At 69.2% G+C, this 19,787-nt stretch carries 9 protein-coding genes; 2 read left to right on the top strand and 7 right to left on the bottom strand.

Going from position 1 to position 19,787, the window contains the following annotated elements; genetic code table 11:
• Nucleotides 1-36: 36 nt before the first annotated feature.
• Together ACFWP7_RS13200 and ACFWP7_RS13195 are read right to left on the bottom strand one after the other, a co-directional pair.
• On the bottom strand, nucleotides 37-3,687 hold the full coding sequence (locus tag ACFWP7_RS13200; RefSeq protein WP_384380591.1) for a LamG-like jellyroll fold domain-containing protein: 3,651 nt from the start codon (nucleotides 3,685-3,687) through the stop codon (nucleotides 37-39).
• 32 nt (nucleotides 3,688-3,719) lie between these two features.
• On the bottom strand, nucleotides 3,720-5,219 hold the full coding sequence (locus tag ACFWP7_RS13195) for an integrin alpha (protein ID WP_384380588.1): 1,500 nt from the start codon (nucleotides 5,217-5,219) through the stop codon (nucleotides 3,720-3,722).
• A 451-nt stretch (nucleotides 5,220-5,670) separates the two neighbouring features.
• Here ACFWP7_RS13195 and ACFWP7_RS13190 point away from each other — a divergent pair, with 451 nt between their 5' ends.
• Together ACFWP7_RS13190 and ACFWP7_RS13185 are read left to right on the top strand one after the other, a co-directional pair.
• Entirely contained in the window at nucleotides 5,671-7,671 is a 2,001-nt protein-coding gene (locus ACFWP7_RS13190; RefSeq protein ID WP_384380610.1) for a glycosyltransferase family 2 protein, read from the top strand.
• Nucleotides 7,672-7,811: 140 nt separating this feature from the next.
• Nucleotides 7,812-8,645, top strand: coding sequence for a hypothetical protein (locus tag ACFWP7_RS13185; RefSeq protein ID WP_384380585.1), 834 nt, complete (start codon nucleotides 7,812-7,814; stop codon nucleotides 8,643-8,645).
• A 30-nt stretch (nucleotides 8,646-8,675) separates the two neighbouring features.
• Here ACFWP7_RS13185 and ACFWP7_RS13180 read toward each other — a convergent pair whose 3' ends face one another.
• The 5 genes from ACFWP7_RS13180 to ACFWP7_RS13160 all read right to left on the bottom strand — a co-directional run bounded on the left by ACFWP7_RS13180 (nucleotide 8,676) and on the right by ACFWP7_RS13160 (nucleotide 19,786).
• A complete protein-coding gene (locus ACFWP7_RS13180) occupies nucleotides 8,676-10,310 on the bottom strand; it encodes a serine/threonine-protein kinase (RefSeq protein WP_384380582.1) in 1,635 nt (544 codons plus the stop codon).
• A 185-nt stretch (nucleotides 10,311-10,495) separates the two neighbouring features.
• Nucleotides 10,496-12,145: a serine/threonine-protein kinase gene (locus ACFWP7_RS13175; RefSeq protein WP_384380579.1), complete on the bottom strand. Its 1,650-nt coding sequence runs from the start codon at nucleotides 12,143-12,145 to the stop codon at nucleotides 10,496-10,498.
• Between the two features lie 166 nt (nucleotides 12,146-12,311).
• Entirely contained in the window at nucleotides 12,312-14,066 is a 1,755-nt protein-coding gene (locus tag ACFWP7_RS13170) for a serine/threonine-protein kinase (RefSeq protein ID WP_384380608.1), read from the bottom strand.
• Between the two features lie 210 nt (nucleotides 14,067-14,276).
• Nucleotides 14,277-17,426: a protein kinase gene (locus ACFWP7_RS13165; protein ID WP_384380605.1), complete on the bottom strand. Its 3,150-nt coding sequence runs from the start codon at nucleotides 17,424-17,426 to the stop codon at nucleotides 14,277-14,279.
• A gap of 170 nt (nucleotides 17,427-17,596) precedes the next feature.
• Complete coding sequence (locus tag ACFWP7_RS13160) at nucleotides 17,597-19,786, bottom strand: protein kinase (protein ID WP_384380576.1); 2,190 nt, start codon at nucleotides 19,784-19,786, stop codon at nucleotides 17,597-17,599.
• Between the last annotated feature and the right edge of the window lies 1 nt (nucleotide 19,787).

Here is a 19,787-nt window from a genome sequence, read left to right as displayed (position 1 = left end):
CCCCCCCCCCCCCCCCCACACCCCCGCGTCCGTGGGTTATGCAGAGGTCTCGTCGATGCTGGCGCCCGACGGCATGACCGCCACCTGTGTCACCAGCGAGGCGTCCAACGGCCCCTGGTACATGCGTACTTCGTCGATAGCACCGGAGAAGTACTCACTCGGGGTCGAACCGGTCAGTCTCCGTCCGACCTGGAGGCCCGTCTTGCTGAAGTCCCAGGTGTTGTCCCAGGGGGCTTCGGCCACCGCGACGCCGTTGACGTACAGGAGTGCATTGCCGAAGACCGCGTTATAGACGAGGGCCAGGTGATCACCGTTGCCCTGTGAACTGGGCTGGTCACCGGTGTCGAGGACCGTGGTGGTGACCGGAGCAGACGTGTCGGAGCCCGTCACGACCAACTGCCAACGGCCGCTGGCGGCCAGGTACTTCACGGTGATCGCGCTGCCGTTCGTGCCGGACAGCGAAAGAACCGTCTCGTTCACACTCGGGTTCACAGCGGCGAGCCGTGCGCGAGCGGTCAGCGTAAAGCTGTCCTCTGCCGAGAGCAGACCCGCGGTCCTGGTCGCGTAGGCATTCGTGCCGTTCAGCGCCAAGTGGCCGTCACCCCAAAGGGGTTGCGCTGGGGGCACGCAGTCCGGATCCAACTCGAGGTCGCAGGACTCGTCGGGGACGTAGATGGATGCCCCGCCGCCCAGCGTCAGGCCGGTGCCCCCAGCCGTCTCCGGCGAGAGACCGGCGGTCGCCTCGTCCAGCTGCCAGTAGGCGAGCTGGTGGGGCTGGATGCCGCCCAGCTCCTGACCCTCGGTCTCGGGGATCACCCGGTCGTGCAGCTTGACGTCGGCGACACTGCCCTTGAGGTTGTGAATGTAGCCGTCGAGGGAGATCCTGCGGCCGATCTGCACCCCGCCCGCGGCATTCCAGGTGGTGTGTCGCGCCTGTACGTCGTTGACGACCAGGGCGCCGTTGACGTATAGCATCATTTTGCCCAGCTCTGCGTCGTAGACGCCGATGAGGTGGGTCCAGCTGCCGGGGACGGCGGCCGCTCCCGAGACCTTCCAGGTGCCGAGTGTCTCCATGTCGCTGATCGGGATCCTGAACATCCACGAGGCCGTATCCACGTCGTAGCTGAGCTCGAAGCCGGGCTGGGACGTGCCGTCCTGGCTGACGACCGTCATGTTCTCGGTGGGCAGCGAGGGCAGCATCACCCAGGCGCTCACGGAGAAGGTGCCGCTCGTGTCGACGGCCGGGGTACTGGCATCCAGGTAGGCGTTCTCGGTGCCGTCGAAGGAGGCCGCGGTGTCGGTGGAGCCGAGCGGGCCCCCGGCGCCGAAGGTCACACCGGAACCGGCCGCCGCGTTGGACGCGCCGTTGCTGCCGGCCGCCGACGTGGCACCCCTTGCGTCACCGAGCGTCCAGCCCGCGACCGGGGCTCGGCCGTCGCTGACCAGGAAAGGGTGGGTAGTCGCTGTCAATTGCGCATTGCCCGCACCGTCGATCGCCCTGACGTGCAGGAAGTACGGCCCTTCGCTCGGCGGCATCCAGCGGATGGTCGCCGGGCCGCCGGTGGACTCGGCAGCCACCTTCACGGGCGTGTTCACGGCGTGCGGGCCGGTGAAGTAGTACTCATACTTCGTCACGTCGGTCGACGGCGAGTCCATGGTGAAGTTGCCGTAGTCGCCGATGCCCGCGTGCCAGGCGTCGTCATCCGGGTACAGAACCGAGGTGACCACGGACGCCTTCGGCTTGGTGCTGTCGAAGATGAACTCGCAGCGGGTCTGGTCACCGTCGATGGACCAGGGACCGTACGAGGTCTGGTCGTAGCCGCGGACCGCCCAGGCGACAGTGGTGTTCGACGGGATGGAGAAGCCCGCCTCACCGTCGCCGCTGACGTCACTGCCGATGGTGTACTTGAACACGGCCTGACCGGTCTGCCCCTTGCCGGTGGTGTTCAGCTTGCCGGTCGTCGCCGTGTGGCTGACTTCGACACCGGAGCTGTTCGTCCACCAGACCTTGAACTGCGCCTGCAGCGACTCGCTGTTGCCCTGGACGTCGTTGTGGTCGTAGTCCTTGATGACGGCGACGACGCGCGGCGCTTCGGTTACGTAGTGCTTGGTGGCCTGGCCGTACTGGCAGGAGCCGCCGGGCGTCATCTCCAGTTGGTCCGTATCGGGCTGTAGCGGCGGCCGGTTGTACTTCACCGAGACATAAGCGTTGCCGCAGAAGCGCTTCCAGTACGACGTGTCGGACTCGCTGCCCGCCTTGAGGCGGAACGTGGTGGTGTCCCAGCCGCTGTCGGCCGCCTTCTGGATGGTGCTGGTGGCGTCGAAGACCACGTTCTGGTTGGTCGACGTGCACGAACCCGCCGGGTTCGTGGGCGACTTGGAGTCGACGGTGGCCTTCGAGGACGGCTGGTTCGACCAGTTCGTCTTCGAGTTGATCGCACTCGCGCCACTGCTGTTGACGCGCGCGAGCTGCACCTCGCGTGCGCTGGTGCTGTAGGTGTGCACCATCGTCACGGCGAACGAGGCCTCGATGATGTTCTTGTCCTCGAAGGTCGCGGTCGGGATCGCGAAGAACTGCCGCTTGACGTCACTGCTGCTGGCGCAGCGGTACGAAACGTCGTTCGGGCAGTGCCCCACGCCCTCGTCGTCGTCGAACTTCCAGTACGAGTTGGATGACCAGTACGAGGACACCATGGCCCAGCTGGTGCGGCTCGCGGTCTTGACCACGGGGTCGATGTAGACCGGGTAGACCGTGTCCTCGTCGGTGAGCAGCGCGGTGTCCGGGGTGAGCGTCATGGTGTCGGCCGTCACGTCGACTGCTACATCGGCGACTTGGGCGCCGTCAGGAGGCGTCACCGCCTCGGTGTCCGCGCTCGCCTCGGCCGTTGGGGAGGGTGGCGCCGTAGCGTCGGCCTCGCCGTCCGCTTCCCCACCCTCGTGGCTGGAATCCCACATCAGGGGCTGCGGCGCCTCGAAGACCGTGCCGCCGGCGCCGGTATCGGTGGCGGTCAGGCCGCCACCCTCGGCCTCCGTCAGCTCGACGGAGGAGGAATCCACGGGCAGTTCGATCGTCGCCAGCTGCGGGTTGGCCGCCGCCTGCGCGTTCTTGACCACCAGCACGTGCGAGAAGCCCTCGGCGCTGGCGGTGACCTTGAGGTCGACCCCGTCCAGGACGTTTGCGTACGTGGCGGTGGAGCCGTCGACCTTCGGCTTGGGCAGCTTGTCCAACCAGTCGAGGGCGAGCGAGCGCCCGTCCTTCTCGATCTCGGCGAACGTCGTGTCACCGCCGCCGGAGAAGGACATGGCGGTGATCGCGGCCTTGGGTGCGTACGACCCGTTCTTCTGCTTGACCAACGTGGTGTCGATGGCTGTCCACTTACCGTCGACGCGGGTGCGGACGGGCTGGACGTACTCCTTGACCGTGAAGGTTCCGTCGGGGTTGGCGACCGTGGTGCTGCGCTCGTCGCGCAGGCTCAGGATCTCGACGGGGTCGCCCGACTTGGCGGCCTCGGCCTGCGCCGCGTCCTGGGTGAGCGCCGGGCTGTCGTCGGTGTCGCCCGTGCTGGAGACCGCGTCGACAAGGGTTTGGTCTACGGCGGGTGCGCCGCTCATTCCGGTCGTCAACAGGGCCGCGAGGGCCGCGGCGACGCCGACGGTACGGCGTCCGCCGCTCATGCGGAGCTTCATCGTGCTGTGCTTCCTTCTCCCCTGGCCGCCGCTCATCCGACCGTTCCGAACGCCACGCCCGCGTCGGGCAGCCCACCGGTGCCGGGCAGGTAGGTGGTGCTACCGGTATTGGTCGTCCCGTCGATATCCGACCAACGCAGCGCGTACAGCACGCCCTTGGCGGAGTCGGACGCCTTGCTGTAGGGCACACCGAGGTAGAGGTAGGTGGACCCCGCGAGGAGGGCCATGCCGTTGTAGTCGCGGGCAGCCGCGGTGCCGGGAACTCCTGATCCGCGGGTGAGGATCTTGTCGTTCGTGCCGATGGCGGCGTCGAGCGGCCGGAAGATCTGGACGGCACCTGCGTCCTTGACCGAGGCGGTGTCCCTACCGGGGATGCCGACGGCAAGGCGGACGGTGGCGCTGGTGGTGACGACGGCGGTGTCGGTGTTGGCGATCGTCACCCGCTGGCCGAAGAAGTCTCCGGCGGCCGGGTCGCCGTCGACACCACTGATGCTTGCCTCGATCCATTTGGTCTCCGTGTACACCCCCGAGGGTTGGACCCGGATGACAACTGCGGAACCCGCGTCGGCCGACGCGCCGACGTCCTCGCCCGGTATGCCGATCGCCAACAGCACGTCCGAGTTGTACGTCTGGTCGCTGGGCCGGTAGCCCGTCACGGACAGCGAGGTGCCGAATCCGTCACCGGCCTCGGCTGCATCTGAGATTCCGGCGACGTTCTGGTCGAACCCCACAAGCGGGGTGGGCAGGCCGCCGGCCAGCGTGTGATTGAAGACGATGACAGTACCGGCGAACTCCTCGGTACCGATCGCCTCACCTGGTGCACCCACCGCGAAGTAACGGTTCGTCCCGGCCAGCGAGTAGCCGAAGCGGTCGTTCGCCTCAACGACGCCGGGCACGCCCACGTCGTTCTGTTTCACCGACACCACGGTCGTGCCCTGGACGTACTCGATGATGCCGGCGCCCGCATACGGGGTGCCGTCCACGGAAACGCCCTCACCGGGCACGCCAACCACAAGGTAGGGCGCGCCGGTCGCGGTCTCACCGGCCTTCACCGCGTAGCCGAACCAGTCGTACGCCTCGATGGTCGACGTGGAGTCCAGCGCGTTCTGGGAGTAGCCCTTGATCGTGGACCCCGCACCGATACCGGTGGGCGTGCCGTAGATCACGTAGATCGCTCCGGCGTCGACCTGCTGAATCCCGTCCCTGGCAAGGTCCTCGTTCGGGGCACCGACCACGAGGTCCGTGCAGCCGTCACCGTTGGCGTCGTAGGCCGCGCGAGAGAAGCCGAAGTGATCATTGGCCTCGGGCGCCCCACCCATGCCGCTGGTCGCCTGGGAGATCTCGGATACCCCCTTGCCGCCGCCGAACACGACGCGGACAAGGCCGGCCCCCTTGACTCCGTTCACGGTGGCGTTCGGGTCGCCGATGGCCGTGTCGGCGACTCCGTCACCGTTGAAGTCATTCGCCGTACCCGCCGTACAGCTAGCGGCCACCGCCTGGGTCGAGCCCAGCGAAACCATCACCCCTGCCATACCGCAAACGCTTACTAGCGCGACCAGTGTCCTGGTCAGCCGTGTACGCGTACGCACACCCCACCCCTTGTCCCCGTTTGATCGGACACCGCTGTGTCCGCTGTGTGAATGTTTTGAATGCATACTGAATATGAAATTTATAAAGCATGTCAAGCCTTTATCCCGGAAGCTCAATCCACAGAAACTTCACAGCCTCGAACACTTCCACCTTTACCGTTCACCGCGAGGCAGAACGACCCTCATACCTAAGAAAGCAGGCAAAACGGTCAGGAGGATGTGGCTTGATTCACCGCCTTGACCAGGCCCTACATCGGATCCACCTTGAATACATAGGCAAGTCACGGTATCTTCACAAGACAGTCAGCGCGCATAGCCCGACCATGGCGAGCGCATTCGCCCCGAATGCCAATCCGAGAAACGGGAGTGCCCCGTATTCTTGGAGAACGTGAAGATGGCTACGCCAACTGTTTCGGTGATTATTGCCGCATACAATGCGATGCCCTATATCACACGGTGCATTTCCTCAGTTGCTGAGCAAAGTATCGGCCAGGACCAGCTGGAAGTCATCGTCGTCGACGACGGCTCGACGGACGGGACCTCGGCCGAACTTGACCGACTGGCCGACGTGTACCCCGAGTTGCTGCACGTTGAGCACCAGGAGAACTCCGGTGGTCCCTCCGTGCCACGCAACGTGGGACTCGATCTCGCGCGTGGGGAGTTCGTGTTCTTCCTGGACGCCGACGACTACCTGGGGCCCGAGGCGCTGGAGCGCATGGTGGCCATGGCCGAGAAGAACGCCACTGACGTGGTGCTCGGAAAAATGGTGGGCGTGGGGGGCCGGAACGCACCGAAGTCGATGTTCCGGCGCAACGAACCGCGCACGGACGTCTTCTCGTCCCGCGTGTACTGGACGCTCAACCCCATGAAGCTGTTCCGCCGGGAGCTGATCGAGCGGCACGGCCTGCGGTTCCCGGCCGATCTGTCCATCGGCGAGGACCAGCTGTTCGTGGGTGCCGCGTACCTGCATGCCTCGGGGATCTCAGTGGTCGCCGACTACGACTGCCTGTTCTGGGTGCTGAGGGAGGACGAGGGCAACATCACCCGGCGCACCTCGGACTCGGAGCTCGGGCTGCGTTTCCTCCCGCGCGTGATCGACCTGATCGTCGAGAACGTGCCGCCAGGCCCGGGACGCGACCATCTCGCGGTCCGGCATCTGACCGCCGATGTGCGGCACTTCCTCGTCGAGCACCTGCCGTTCGAACCCCGCGAGACGCAGCAGAAGGCTCTGGACCAGCTCGCCGGGATCATCGAGCCTCTGTGGCACGAAGGACTGGGCGACCGGCTGTCGGCCCTGACCCGGCTCCGGCTGCACCTGGTGCGGCACCGGATGCTCGACGAGATCCTCGAACTCGTCAGGTTCGAGGAGGAATCGGCCAAGAGCGAGGTGACCACTCCTGTGGTCGTCGACACCGGCCGCGCCTACGCCCGGTTCCCCTACTTCCGTGACACCGACCACTCCGTCCCCGACGACTGCTACGACGTCACCTCCGAGCTCGGCCCGCGTCACCACGTCACCCGCGCCGAAATGCACGGCAGCACACTGCACCTGGCCGGGCACGCGTACGTCCACCGCGTCGCGACGGAAGACGTCAGTACCCGGCTCGTCCTGCGGGAACGCGCCGACGGGACGGAGTACGTGCTGCCGGTCGCGCACACCGCCACCCCCGGCCTCGGCAGCGACGAGGACCAGGGGCAGTACACGTACGACAAGGCCGGGTTCGAATGCACCGTCGACGTCACGACGGCCGCTGACGGCAAGCCGTTGGGTGACGGGTTCTGGGACATCTCCCTCGCTGTCGGGGCCCAGGGGCTGAGCCGCGAGGTGCGCATCGGCAGCAAGCGGGCCGACAGTGTGTCCGGCCGGGCAAGCACGCGTGTCGTGGACACCGAACAGGGGGCACGCGCAGTCGCCCTGTACACCACGAAGCCGCACGGCAACTTCACGCTCGACCTCGGCGAGAACGGCCACCGCGTGCCGCCACACCTCCGTCCCGGCGGTGTCCGCTGGGCCGCCGATGCGCCCACCGAGCTGGAGTTCACCGGACGGTGCACGCTCGCCGCGTACCCGGACGGTGCACTCGTGGTGAGTCTGTCCAACGGTCAGGGGGAGACCGCCGCGTTCCCCGTCCGCCGGACCGCCGACGACGGCGACACCTTCACGGCGCGGGTGCCGGTCACTGCCCTGTCCGCCGGCACATGGAGCGGTGAACTCCGCCTCGCGGACTGGTCCGTACCCCTTCCGGCGCTCCCCCGGAACCTGCCTCCGGCCAAGTGGCGTCGCCAAGGCCGGCCTTGGTACACGAAGCCGGCCCCGGACAGCGGCAAGCAGTTCGCGATGGTGGTCGCGCGGACCAACCTCGTGAAGGCCCTCGTCAGCCGACTGAAGCCGTGAGGTGCGGATCACCCCAACTCGGGCGCAAGTGCCCCTGTCACTTGACTTCCCCTTTACTGCGCCCACATAGTCCAGCTGCACCACCAGCACACAAAGAACACACGGCACACACGGCACACACCAAAGGGACCCCCTCGAACATGAAGAGATTCGCGCTGCCCCGTACCGGCGTCGCAGCGGCCGCGTCGGTGCTGTCGCTCGCTCTGGCCACCGGCTGCTCGGACGGTGGATCCGACTCCGGCGACGGGGGCAAGGCCGCCGGTGCCAAGGAGACGACGGCCGCCGTGAAGGCGCTGAGCAGCGGCGAGTTGGCGAAGGTGATCGTCGCCGCGGGCGACATCGACGGCTACGAGGTCACGTCGGCCACGGACTCCGAGGCGTTCGCCTCCTCCAAGGAGGAGGTCAAGGTCGTCGACGAGAAGTGCGCGCCGATCGCGTACGTCCTCACCGGGTTCGCGCCCGGCGACTCGACCGCGTACCTCAACCGCCAGGTCATACCGGCCACCGAGGAGGTCAAGCCGAGCGCATCTTCCACCAAGAGCCTGGACGATGTGACGGACGAGGAGCTCCAGGACGCGATGGACGCGCTCACCGATGCCTTCAGCAGCACGGCGACGATCGTCTCGCTCTCCTCGTACGAGGGTGAGGGCGCCCAGGAGGCCTTTACCTCGGTCTCCGACGCGGTCGAGGGCTGCGCGAGCGGGTTCACCGCCGCGGCGGACGGCGATACCGAGAAGTTCACGAAGGTCGCGTCCGAGAAGGCCTCCGGAAGCGGCGATGAATCGGTCGCGTTCGCGGTGACCGTCGAGGCGGAGGGCGACAAGGCCGTGGTGAAGGGCGAGGTCGTACGCCATGGCAGCACGATCGCCACCTACTACTCGTTGAACCTGGCCGCCCTCGCCGGCGAGGCAGGAGCCGACGACTACGACGTCCCGGCCGAGATCATCACAGCCCAGGCCGCCAAGCTCAGCTGAGCCCCGAACCAGCCGGGCCCGCACCCTTCCTCACAGCTTGTCGATGTCCAGGTTCGCGATCGCCGTCCTGGCGACTTCACGGCCGCGTGCCGTGAAGTCGCCCTTGCCGGGATAGCTGATCGTGAGCTTGTACATGTCGCCCGCCTTCGACTTGTAGTAGAAGATCTTGAGCTCGCGGGGGCGGGGGTTCTGGCTGTCGGTGGTCGCGTAGGTCACCGTGTTCTCGGCGGACTTTCCGCCTTGGTACTGAGTCTCCTTCGGGGACGTCCCAGGACCCTCGGGCATGTCGAGCTCGTACGCGCCGCTCTCCTTGAACTCACCGTCGTCGTCGTACATTTCGGCGGCGGCGGACGGGCTGATCTGACCACCGGTGTCCTCGGACTTCTTCGCGAGGGTCAGGCCGACCCAGATGCTGCCGCTCCAGTCGGAGTACGTGACCCAGTTCTTGTCCGTGTCGTCGGCGGCCGGCCTGGTCACCTGGTAGTTCGCGGGGACCGCCAGCGTCACGCCCAGCTTCGGGTGTGCCCGGGTCTTCCAGTCGTCCGGCAGCGGGCCCGCGAACGGGTCAGCGACCACCAGGTACGCGGCCACGGCCGCGGCGACGATCACCGCACCCAGTCCGATCAGGGTCTTGCGGCCGACACGGATCCCCCTGCCTCCCTCCGGGGCCGCGATCTGCACGACCTGCGTCGGCGCCGGAGCGGGCGGCTTGGCGGCCTCCTCCAGGAGCTGGCGGACCCGGGGCGCGTCCGGACGTCGAGAGGGCTCCTTGTCCAGCAGCCCGTTGATCGTCTCGGCGAGCGGACCGCCGGCCGAAGCAGGCGCCGCGGGCGTGGAGTTGAGAACGGACTGAAGGGTCGCCGGGGTGTTGCTGCGGCGGAAGGGCGAGACGCCCTCGGTGGCCGCGTAGAGCACGACGCCCAGGGACCAGAGGTCACTCGCCGGGCCCGGGCGCTGCCCCAACACCCGCTCCGGCGCGATGTACTCGGGCGATCCGACGAAGCCACCCACGTCCGTCAGGCTGGTCTCGCCCTCGATCTGGGCGATGCCGAAGTCGGTGAGAACGACGCGGCCGTGCCGGCCGAGCAGGACGTTGTCCGGCTTCACGTCCCGGTGCAAAATGCCCGCCGCGTGCGCGGCCTCCAGCGCACCGAGTACCTCAAGGCCGATGCGCGCCGCCTCGCGGACACCGAGCGTGCCCTCCTGAAGAGCGTCGCCCAGCGAACGCCCCTGCACCAACTCCATGACGATCCAGGGCTGTCCGTCCACCACCGCGACATCGTGGACGTTCACGACCGACGGATGGTCGAGCCGGGCCGCCGCACGCGCCTCCCGGCGCATCCGCTCGAAGACGTTGCCGCGTTCACGCTCGGGAAGATGGTCCGGAACCCGAGGCTCCTTGACGGCGACCTCGCGGTCCACCGTCTCGTCCTTGGCCCGCCAGACCGTGCCCATGCCCCCGTGGCCGAGCTTGGCGAGCAGCCGGTAGCGGCCCGCGACGAGACGCCCCACACCCGGCTCCGGCTGCTCCTGCTGGGGCTGTTCCACCTGCTGGGTCGGCGCGGCGTACGGGTTACCGGGGTAGGGCACACCCGGTCGCGGCGGGTGCAGACCGAAACTCGTTGGCTCATCGGCCCCGTAGGAAACTCCCCCGTTATTGCTCATGAGTCCATCCATATCGCGGCAAGCGCTTCGGCTTCCAGCCCCGCCGCTTTCCAGTCACAGACCCGTGACGCGAGCCGCCCTTTATCTCCGCTTTATCCGGTACGAGGGAAGCCCCTCTCCAACACGGCGCTACGGAACTACGGAACTACGGAGCCACGGCACTACGGAGCTACACAGCTACAGCACTACGAGACCACGAACGAGTCCACCGCCACGTCCAGGTACTCCTTCCCCTCCGTCGCCCTCCCGACCGGCGCCGACACCCACACGTCGTACATCCGGCCGCCCTCCTCCCAGCACAGGTCGTACGTGTGCCGCGCGCCCTCCGTCTCGGTGAACCCGTTCCAGGTGAACTCCCAGAACGCGGCGGGCCGTCCACCGTGCGTGGCCGAGGTGACGGCGGCATCGCGGTAACCCGGGTTCGTGGCGGGCCCCTTGGCGTCCCCGCGCCGCATCACCGCGAGCGGGCCGCCCGGTTCGGGGTCGGCCACCTTGATGCCGAGGCGGAAGGTCCGCCCCGGCGACACGTAGAAGACCCGCTCCCCCTCCGGTTCCCGGGTGAAGTCGTCTGGTACAGCGAGCGCGAACCCGCTCGGATCCTGCGCGAACCGGTATCCCGGGGGCACCTTGCGGACGGCGGCCGGACCGGCAGGCGGACTGGAGGCCGACGCACTCGCGGACGCCCCCGGCGCCCCGGTCGTCGACGTACCAGCCGTACTGCCCGCACTCGCCGTACTCGTCGTTGTGCTCGTACTCGTCGCGCTCGTCGCGCTCGTCGCGCTCGAAGGTGTCGGCGTACCACCCCCACCCCGACCGTCGTTCATCAGCAACGATGCCGCCGACACCCCCGCCCCGACCATGGCCGCGACCAGCGCGGCGGCGACAAGGATGCTCCGGGTGGAGCGCGGCGCCCCGGGAGGCGACAAGGATGGCGGGGCAGAGGGGGGCGTCCTCGTCGGTATGTCCCGCTGGGTGGGCGTGTATCCGGCCGTGACCGGCGGCGTCCGTCCCGTGTCCCGGAACGCGCGCAGCATCCGCTCCGCCTCCGCCGCGTCGAGCCGCTGCTCGGGATCGCGCTCAAGCAGCCCCCGTACGACGGGAAGCAGGGGCGCGGCCTGGGCCGGCGGCCGGATCTCGTCGACGACGACCGCGTGCAGGATGCCACCCAACGAGTCGCGGTGGAAGGGCGATTCACCGCTCAGGACGGTGCACAGCAGCACGCCGAGCGACCACAGGTCGGACTCGGGGCCCGTCCTGACCCCGGACATCCGCTCGGGCGCGGTGTACTCCGGCGAACCGACGAACGCCCCGCTCTCGGTGAGCGTCGTCGCGCCCGCGACCTGGGCGATACCGAAGTCGGTGAGGACGACCCGGCCGTCGTCCGCGATCAGTACGTTGGCGGGCTTGAGGTCCCGGTGCAGGACACCCGCGTCGTGCGCGCGGCGCAGCGCGCCGAGGAGGCCGATGCCGATGCGGGCGGCCTCGCGCGCGTCCACGGGGCCACCCGCGGAGATCCGCTCGGCGAGCGAGCCTCCCTCGATCAACTCCATGACGATGTAAGGGCGTTCGTCGTCCTCGACCACGTCGTGCACGACGATGATGTGCGGGTGCTGCAGCTGCGCGACGGCGCGGGCCTCGCGCAGGGTGCGGTCGCGCTGTTGGCGGGCCTCTTCCGCGGAGAGCGTGGTGTCGAGGGCGATTTCCTTGACCGCGACGTCACGGCCGAGCAGTTGGTCGGTCGCGCGCCAGACGACACCCATGCCGCCCCGCCCGATTCTGGCCTCCAGCCGGTACCGGCCGGCGATCGCACGGACGTTGTCCCCCTCGGTCCCCATGCGTCCCATCATGCCGCAACGGAGCCCGGCCCTCCGGGACAGCGAGCTGCCGTGGCCGGTATCCGGCCCTGCTGTCCCGAGTCACTGTCAGACGTTGCTATCAGGCATCGCTTCCAGACATCGCTTCCAGACAACGATGTCGGGCACCGGCTGCCAGGCGTCGCTGTCAGGCCTTGGGTCGCCAGCTCCTCAGCATCGCGTCGAACTGCTCGCGCGCCGTGTCCCAGTCCGCGGCCGGCGCGGACATGTAGATCGCGTACTCGACGCCGTCACGGGCGAGATACGTCTGCTCTATGGCACGGCGCGGCCCCGGGAACTCCGTCTGCTCGGCCAGCGCGGTCCAGGTGAAGTCCCACAGCGCGCCGTCGCAGTCGCGGAAGGTGTTGGAGTCCAGACTCACCCGGTGGTAGTCGACCAGCTTCGTCAACTGCTCCTCCAGGTCGAGCTGGTGCATGTACGGGTTCTCGAAGTCCGGTGAGTCGTCCAGGGCGATGCGTACGAAGTGATCGCCGTCGTCGGGTGTGTAGTCGACCTGACTGCCGTTGGCCTGCCGCTTCCAGCCCTTGGGGACGGCGAGGCTGAAGCCCTCGACGTCGTCGACGCGTACCCAGTTGTCGGGCACGGCACCGGTCGGCTGCTGCGCGCCCTCACTGGCCTGTGGGCTGGTGGCGGCGCCCGACTGCCCCGTACCGCCCTGTTCCTCGGTACGGGTGACCGCGTCCGCGCCCGAGCGCCAGTCGCCGGCGTACTTGATCACCGCGGCAGCACCGGCGCCGACCAGCACTGCCAGTACGAGGACAAGGGCGATGGTACGGACCCGGTGCGGTTTCCCGGGGACGGCCGGGGCGGCAGGAGCGGCCAGAGCGGGCCCGGCCAGCAGAAAGTCCGGGTCCTCGGTCCCGGCCGGGACATGAGACGACGAGACATGTGCGCTCACGCCATGTCCATTGGAGCCGTATCCATTGGAGCCATGTCCATTGGAGCCATGACCATTGGCGTCCTGTGCGGACGCGCCATGGTCCCCAGTGTCACCACGGTAGGGATGATCCACATCCGCCCCGGCTACCAGATGTTGCGTCGGCACATACGCCTGCGCCTCGCCCGGCCGACGACCCTCCGCCACCTCGGCGAGCATCTGCTCGGTTTCCTCCGCACCGGGCCGCAGGGCGGGGTCCTTACGGAGCAGCGCGGTGATCACGGGCCCCAACGGACCGGCGTACGCGGACGGTTCGGGCTCGTCCTCCACGACGGCCCGCATGGTGGTCAGCGGCGTGGTGCGCCGGAAGGCCGACCTGCCCTCCACCGCCGTGTACAGGGTCGCGCCCAGCGCCCACAGGTCGGAGGACGGACCGAATTCGTAGCCGCGCACCCGCTCGGGAGCCAGATAGTCGACCGAGCCGACGATCTCGCCGGTGCGCGTGATGGTCGTATCGCCCTCGACCTGCGCGATCCCGAAGTCGGTGAGCAGTACGCGCCGGTCGGCGGCGAGGAGGACGTTTCCCGGCTTTACGTCGCGGTGCAGCACACCGGCGGCATGCGCGGCCCGCAGCGCGCGCAGTACCCACAGCCCGATCCGCGCCACCTCGGCCGGTTCGACGCGCCCCTGTTCCTTGACCTCGTCGGCAAGCGAGTTGCCCTCGACCAACTCCATGACGATCCACGGTCTGTTGTCATGCTCCAGGACGTCATGAACGGTGACGACGGCCGCATGGTTGATCCGCGCGGCGGCCCGCGCCTCGGCGCGCGTCCGGGCGATCATCGGAGCCCGGTCGCTCTCGGCGACGTACAGTGCGGCCGTCAACTCCTTGACCGCGACCACACGGTGCAGCACCTCGTCATGTGCGCGCCACACTCGGCCCATGCCACCGCTGCCGATGGTTTCGACAAGCCGGTAGCGGCCCGCGAGGAGCTGGCCCTGCATCTGATTCACGTTTCCCCGCAATGGTCTTGACAGGGTCAGACTAAAGAGCGGCCCCCTAGGCAGGGAACCGCCGACGCCCTACGGAAACCGCACTGTGACGGTTATCCCTTCCGCGCACGGACGGGAACCAAGGGAACCACGAGTCTACGGAAGCCCATGGAGGCACCTGCCAGTGCCCTGAGTCAGTGTCACCCATGCCGTTGCTCGCTGTCATCCCGTGGCCTGATACGTCCCCGACGCCTGCTCGTACAGCCGCGTCACCTCGTCCCGTTCGGCCTCCGGGCCGCGCACCTGCACCACGTGGTAGTGCCCGTCGACGATGATCGCGAGATTGCGTACGAAGAGCTCGTGCCCTTCCCCGTCGGTCCAGGTGAACTGCCCCTCGGCCATGACCAGTCCGCCCACGTCGATCCGCCGCATCCCACTGGACGTGGCCCAGGTCGAGTCGCGGAACGGCTGCAACTCGCTCTCCCGCTCCCGCTGATACGCCATCGGATCACTGCCGAACGTGCTCGTGCTGTCCCGGCCGGGGACGAGGATGAGCTCGAAGTCTCCGTGGGAGTAGACGACTTGGCCATTTCCGTTCTTCGGCGAACGGTCCCAGCCGTTGGCCACGGCAACCCGGAAGCCCTCGGCGTCATCACGCAGCGTGAATCCCTGGGCGACTTCGGGATCGTTGCCCTGTGAACCCGTCGAACTCGTCGAACTCGTCGAAGCCGAGGGGCTCTTGTCCCCTCCCGGTGAGGTCTGGTCGGGGCGTGGCTCGCTGCTCGCGCTCCCTCCCGAACCGGTGTCGGGGGCGGTGCTGACCTCTCCGGCGGAACCGGTCCGCTCGCCGTCCGTCCCGCTGTCCGGCTCGGCCTTCGGCATGAACATCATGGCGTACGCGATCGCCGCGACCAGCAGGAGCAGGACCAGCAGAACCAGGTTCCGCCCGAGCCTTCGGGGCTTGACCTGCCTGTTCTGCTTGTTCTCCTTGGCCCGCTTGTGGCGGGCGTGCGGGCTGGTCGCGGGGAGCCCGGCGCGGCGCCTGCGGACGAGCTCGCCCCGCCGCCGTACGATCGGCAGCCGACTGGGGTTGACCGGGGGCGCGGCGACGACATGGGCCCCTGCCTCGGCCTCCGGCGCCGACCGCACCAAGGACCGCAGCCAGCCGCGGAGTTCCTCGAAGTCGAGCCGCTCGGTGGGGTCCTGCCGCAGCAGCGACTCCACGACGGGCCTCAGCGGCCCGCACTCCTCCGCGAAGGCGGGCGGCTCCGCGCACACGAGCTGTACGAGTTCGGCGGTGTTCTCCTCCGGGTAGGGCGCGTGCCCCTGCACGGCCCGGAAGAGCAGCGCCCCCAGCGCCCACAGATCGGTCGCGGGCCCGATCGGCGCCGCCAACTGCCAGTTCTCGTGCACCGGCCCGGCCTGCTCGGGCGCCCACCGCTCGGTCACGGGACCGACCACAGCCATCCGCGCCTGCCGGGCCCGCTCCGCGGCGAGCGCGGTGGCAGGTCCCCGACGCGGCGGCGCACCGACGACTGTCTGGTCCCAACGGGCGCCCTGCCCTTGGGCGTTACCGACGGGCGCGCCGACCGCTCCGGGGGCTGTGTGCCCGCCGGGGACGGAGTGCCCACCGGAGACGGGCCAGGGGACACTGCTCGCCGGCGGCGCGTCGGTGGACGTACCGCTCCCCGAGTACATGCCTGCCGAGGTGCCACTCCCCGGAGCCAGTCCGCGGTTCGCGGCTCCCGGGAGTGCGGGGCGGCCATCACCGCCGCTGCCGACGCCTGTTCCGGTCCCGGTACCAGCTCCGGTTCCGGTCCCAGCTCCGGTCCCAGCTCCGGTTCCGGGGCGGGGCTGGGCACCATGCCAGGGATTGGTGCGCCCCACTCCGTACGGGTCGGCTATCTGGCCGGGGGGCGGGGAGTTGGGCCGGTGCTCCATACCGTGGCCCGGGACTTGGTACGGGGCCTGGCCCTGACCGTGACCCGCGGCCTGGCCGTGACCCGCGGCCTGACCGAGGACTTGCCCGGGACCGGCCCCCTGGGCGTGGGCCTGGGCCGGCCCGCCGTGCTCCGGGGCCTGCGCGAACCCGCTACCCCCGGATGCCTGCGGATACCCGCCGTACCCGGCGACCTCGCGCCCGGAAGCCGACGACGCACCCTGCCCTTGCCCCGGACCCTGGGCCTGTGTCTGGGCCTGCTGGGCGTGGGCCTGTGACTGGACAGGAGCCTGAGCCTGGATCTGGGCCGCCGACACGTCAGTCTGCGATACGGGCCGGGGCGCGGGCAGCGCCGCCTGACCGCCCCGCTGCTCTTCGTGCACCCGGGCGGCGGCGCGCGCTCCGGCGCGGTACGCGGCAATGGCCCCGGCACGCGCCGCACGAATGTCGCCCTCGGTACCTGCGGCACCCCCCGCATCACCGGCTCCTCCGGCGCCCCGCGCTTCGAGCGCACGCGGACCTACGCCCCCCGCACCAGCCGCCGCCGTCTCCGCGACAGGCCCTCCGCGCTCCGCCCGAGCCTCGATCGCGGCCCGCCGCGCGGCTTCGGGATCCCTTCCAGCCGCACCACCGGCCACAGCACCCGGCGCACCGGACGACGCTCCGGCCTGCCCACCGAAACCGACCCCGTGCGAGGCCCCACCACGAGCACCACCAGACCGCCCAGCCCCCGACCCAACACCCGGACCCGCACCCACACCCGGACCCGCACCGCGGGCAACTTCCGCCTGCCCACCGACTTCACCCTCGAAGTCCCGCACCGGCACAGGGTCATACCCGCACAGCGCCTCCTCCGCGGCTCCGGCCGCCAGGCCGGTCAGCATCACGCGGCCGTCGTCGCAGACGAGCACCGTGCGTGCGGTGATGTTCCGGTGCACCCACCCGTGCGCGTGCAGCACCCGCAGCGCGGTGAGGACGTCGGCGGCTACCTCGGCCGCGCGATAGGGGCTCAGTGGCTTGTCGGCGAGCAACGCGGCCAGCGGCCTCGCAGCCACCAACTCGCTGACGATCCACAGCGACCCACCCTCGGCGAACACGTCGAAGACCTGGTCGAGCCGGGGATGGTCGGGTATCTGAGCGGCCGCCTGCGCGGCATCGATCGCCCGCCGCACGGCCGGTTCGGTGGGCCGGCGCGTGGTCCGCGCGGACGCCCGGCGCACGCCGCCGTCCCGCGCCACGAACCCCTCGGGCAGCCCGTCCGCGTCGAGCACCTCGGCCTCGACGACCTCCGGCAACTGCACCTGCCGGACCAGGACTTCCTGCCCGCTGTAGGTGTCGAACGCCCGGGTCGCCTCGGCGAGTTCGTGCTCCTCGGACGGCGGTAGCGGCAAGCGGTATCGGTCGGCGAGAACCCGTCCCGCGTACTCGTCCACGATGCCTCCCCCGGCCGCCCGGTTGGTCAATTCCGTTCGCCTTGCGTCCCGTTATGGCTTTGTACGGTCCGCAAGCACTCACGATACGTGCCGGAGGCAACTCGCAAAGTAGGGATGCGACATCTCAGCGTGCCCACGCATGGCGGAACGTCACATCGGCGAGTGGTACGTCACGACTTCGGCTGGAACGTCTCGGTCAGACTCTTCCACGTGTCCTTACGCAGATCGCCGTCCCAGTCGGCGGCCTTCGCCGTATACATCAACGCGTATCCCTGCTGCGGGCTGACGACGAATCCGCGGTCGATCGACCGGTACTTCGTGCCGCCGTCCTCGTAGGTGAACTCCCAGTCGGCCGTGTTCCAGCCGCGGTAGTCCACCGCCTCTATTCGCACCCGCTTGTACTGCGACCGCGTCATGCTCTGCTCTTGCTTCTCCCAGTCCGCCACCGGGTCGTCCTTGGGCGTGGTCGTCCAGCCGATCAGGAGCTTCTGCCCGTCGGGACCGGTGAACCGGGCGCCCGCCGCGTCCGTGGACGCGTACTTCCACCCCTCCGGCAGCACGATCGAAAACCCTTGACTCCCTTTGTACGTCGTTCCGTCCGCGGAATCCGAGTCCGAGTCCGAGTCCGAGTCCGACGCCTCGTCGTCACTGCCCGCCCCGCTCGACGTACCGGCCTCAGCGCTCGGCGTGCTGTCCGAGGCCGCGTCTCCGGCCGAACCGGTGGCCGGGTCGTCCGCCCCGTCACCGCTGTCCGTCTGGGTGCCGCTGCTCTCCTCGCTGCCACTTCCGGCGGTCGCCCCACTGGACGCGGCCTTGGTGTCACCGTTCTTGGTGTCGTTCGAGCTGTCGTCGCCCCCGTTGAGCGTGAGGGCCAGCACGGTCCCGAGCACCGCCAGCGCCACGACGACCGCGATGATCACCAAAGTCCGGCGCGGCACCACATCTGTCAACGGCGCCCGAGGCACCGGCCGCGGCGGCCGCTCCGGAGCCACGGGCCACCCGGAAGCCTTGCCGGCGGGCGTGGCAGCAGCGGACGTATCGGCCGAGACAGACGCGGAGACAGAAGTAACTGCAGCAGTGCCGGCCTTCCTCTGCGCGGGCGTGGAAGGAGATACGGACGGAGGCGTGGACGCAGGCTTGACCGAACCGGAACCGGAACCGGAACCAGAACCCAGACCCCGACCCGCACCCGCACCCGCACCAGCACCCGCACCAGCAGCTGCCCCTTCACCGCCCGTCGAACCAGCGGCCCCCGCGCCCCCGGACTTGGCCCGCGCCGTCGCCGCCGCGCCGACCGCAGCCGTGGCCGCCCCGGCCGCCGAGGCAGCCTGCCGCACGGAACGCATCGCCCCGCGCAACCGCTCCCCGGCCTCCTCGCCCCGCTTGGCACCGGAACCACCCGAGCCGGCAGAACCCGAACTCCCCTTGCCCGGCCCCTCGTCCGGCACCGGCGGCAACGCCACGACCTTCGTCGCGTCCACCTGCTCCGGCACGACCACCTTGGGTGCGGGCGCGTGCAGCACCTCATTGAGCATCGCCCGCGCACCCTCGACATCGAGCCTCTGCTCGGGGTCCTTGGCGAGCAGCCCGTAAATCACGTTCTCCAGCGGGCCCGCGTTCTTCGGCTGCTCCACCGGCTCGGTCATCACCGCGGTGAGCGTCGCGATCGCGGAGCCCTTGTCGTACGGCGGCGCGCCCTCCACCGACGCGTACAACAGACCGCCCAGCGACCACAGGTCGGCGGCGGGCCCGGGCTTGTGACCGCGCGCCCGCTCCGGCGAGATGTACGAGGGCGCGCCGACGAGCATGCCGGTCGAGGTGATGGACGGGTCGCCCTCGACCTGCGCGATCCCGAAGTCGGTCAGCACGACCCGGCCGTCCTCGGAGATCAGCACGTTCGACGGCTTCACGTCGCGGTGCAGGATGCCCTCCCGGTGCGCCGAACGCAGCACATCGAGAATCGCCAGCCCGACCTCGGCGGCCCGGATCGGCGTGAGTACGCCGTCCTCGCGGATGACCTCGGCGAGCGATTTGCCCTCGACGAGCTCCATCACGATCCACGGCCGGTTGTCCTCGTCGACCACGTCGAAGACCGTCACCGCGCCGTTGTTACGGATCCGCGCGATCGCCTTGGCCTCACGCAGGGTGCGCGTGATCAGCCGCCGCTTCTCGTCCTCGTCGATGCTCGACGGGAACCGCAGCTCCTTGACCGCGACCGTGCGGCCCAGGGTCTCGTCCTTGGCCCGCCACACCGTGCCCATGCCACCGCGGCCGAGAACATCCCCCAGCCGGTATCGCCCGGCGAGGAGACGTTCGCTCCTGTCCTGACGGGATGCTCCCGCCCGCTCCGCCTCCGACATG

It is taken from the genome of Streptomyces sp. NPDC058470 (assembly GCF_042721055.1).
In the GTDB taxonomy this organism is placed as follows: Bacteria; Actinomycetota; Actinomycetes; order Streptomycetales; family Streptomycetaceae; genus Streptomyces.
This window is presented reverse-complemented; position numbering and strand designations above follow the sequence as displayed.

Bases quoted from the DNA above. Each gene is read 5' to 3' on its own strand.
- ACFWP7_RS13200 (WP_384380591.1), bottom strand. From the start codon at position 3,687: ATGAAGCTCCGCATGAGCGGCGGACGCCGTACCGTCGGCGTCGCCGCG.
- ACFWP7_RS13195 (WP_384380588.1), bottom strand. From the start codon at position 5,219: ATGGCAGGGGTGATGGTTTCGCTGGGCTCGACCCAGGCGGTGGCCGCT.
- ACFWP7_RS13190 (WP_384380610.1), top strand. From the start codon at position 5,671: ATGGCTACGCCAACTGTTTCGGTGATTATTGCCGCATACAATGCGATG.
- ACFWP7_RS13185 (WP_384380585.1), top strand. From the start codon at position 7,812: ATGAAGAGATTCGCGCTGCCCCGTACCGGCGTCGCAGCGGCCGCGTCG.
- ACFWP7_RS13180 (WP_384380582.1), bottom strand. From the start codon at position 10,310: ATGAGCAATAACGGGGGAGTTTCCTACGGGGCCGATGAGCCAACGAGT.
- ACFWP7_RS13175 (WP_384380579.1), bottom strand. From the start codon at position 12,145: ATGGGGACCGAGGGGGACAACGTCCGTGCGATCGCCGGCCGGTACCGG.
- ACFWP7_RS13170 (WP_384380608.1), bottom strand. From the start codon at position 14,066: ATGCAGGGCCAGCTCCTCGCGGGCCGCTACCGGCTTGTCGAAACCATC.
- ACFWP7_RS13160 (WP_384380576.1), bottom strand. From the start codon at position 19,786: ATGTCGGAGGCGGAGCGGGCGGGAGCATCCCGTCAGGACAGGAGCGAA.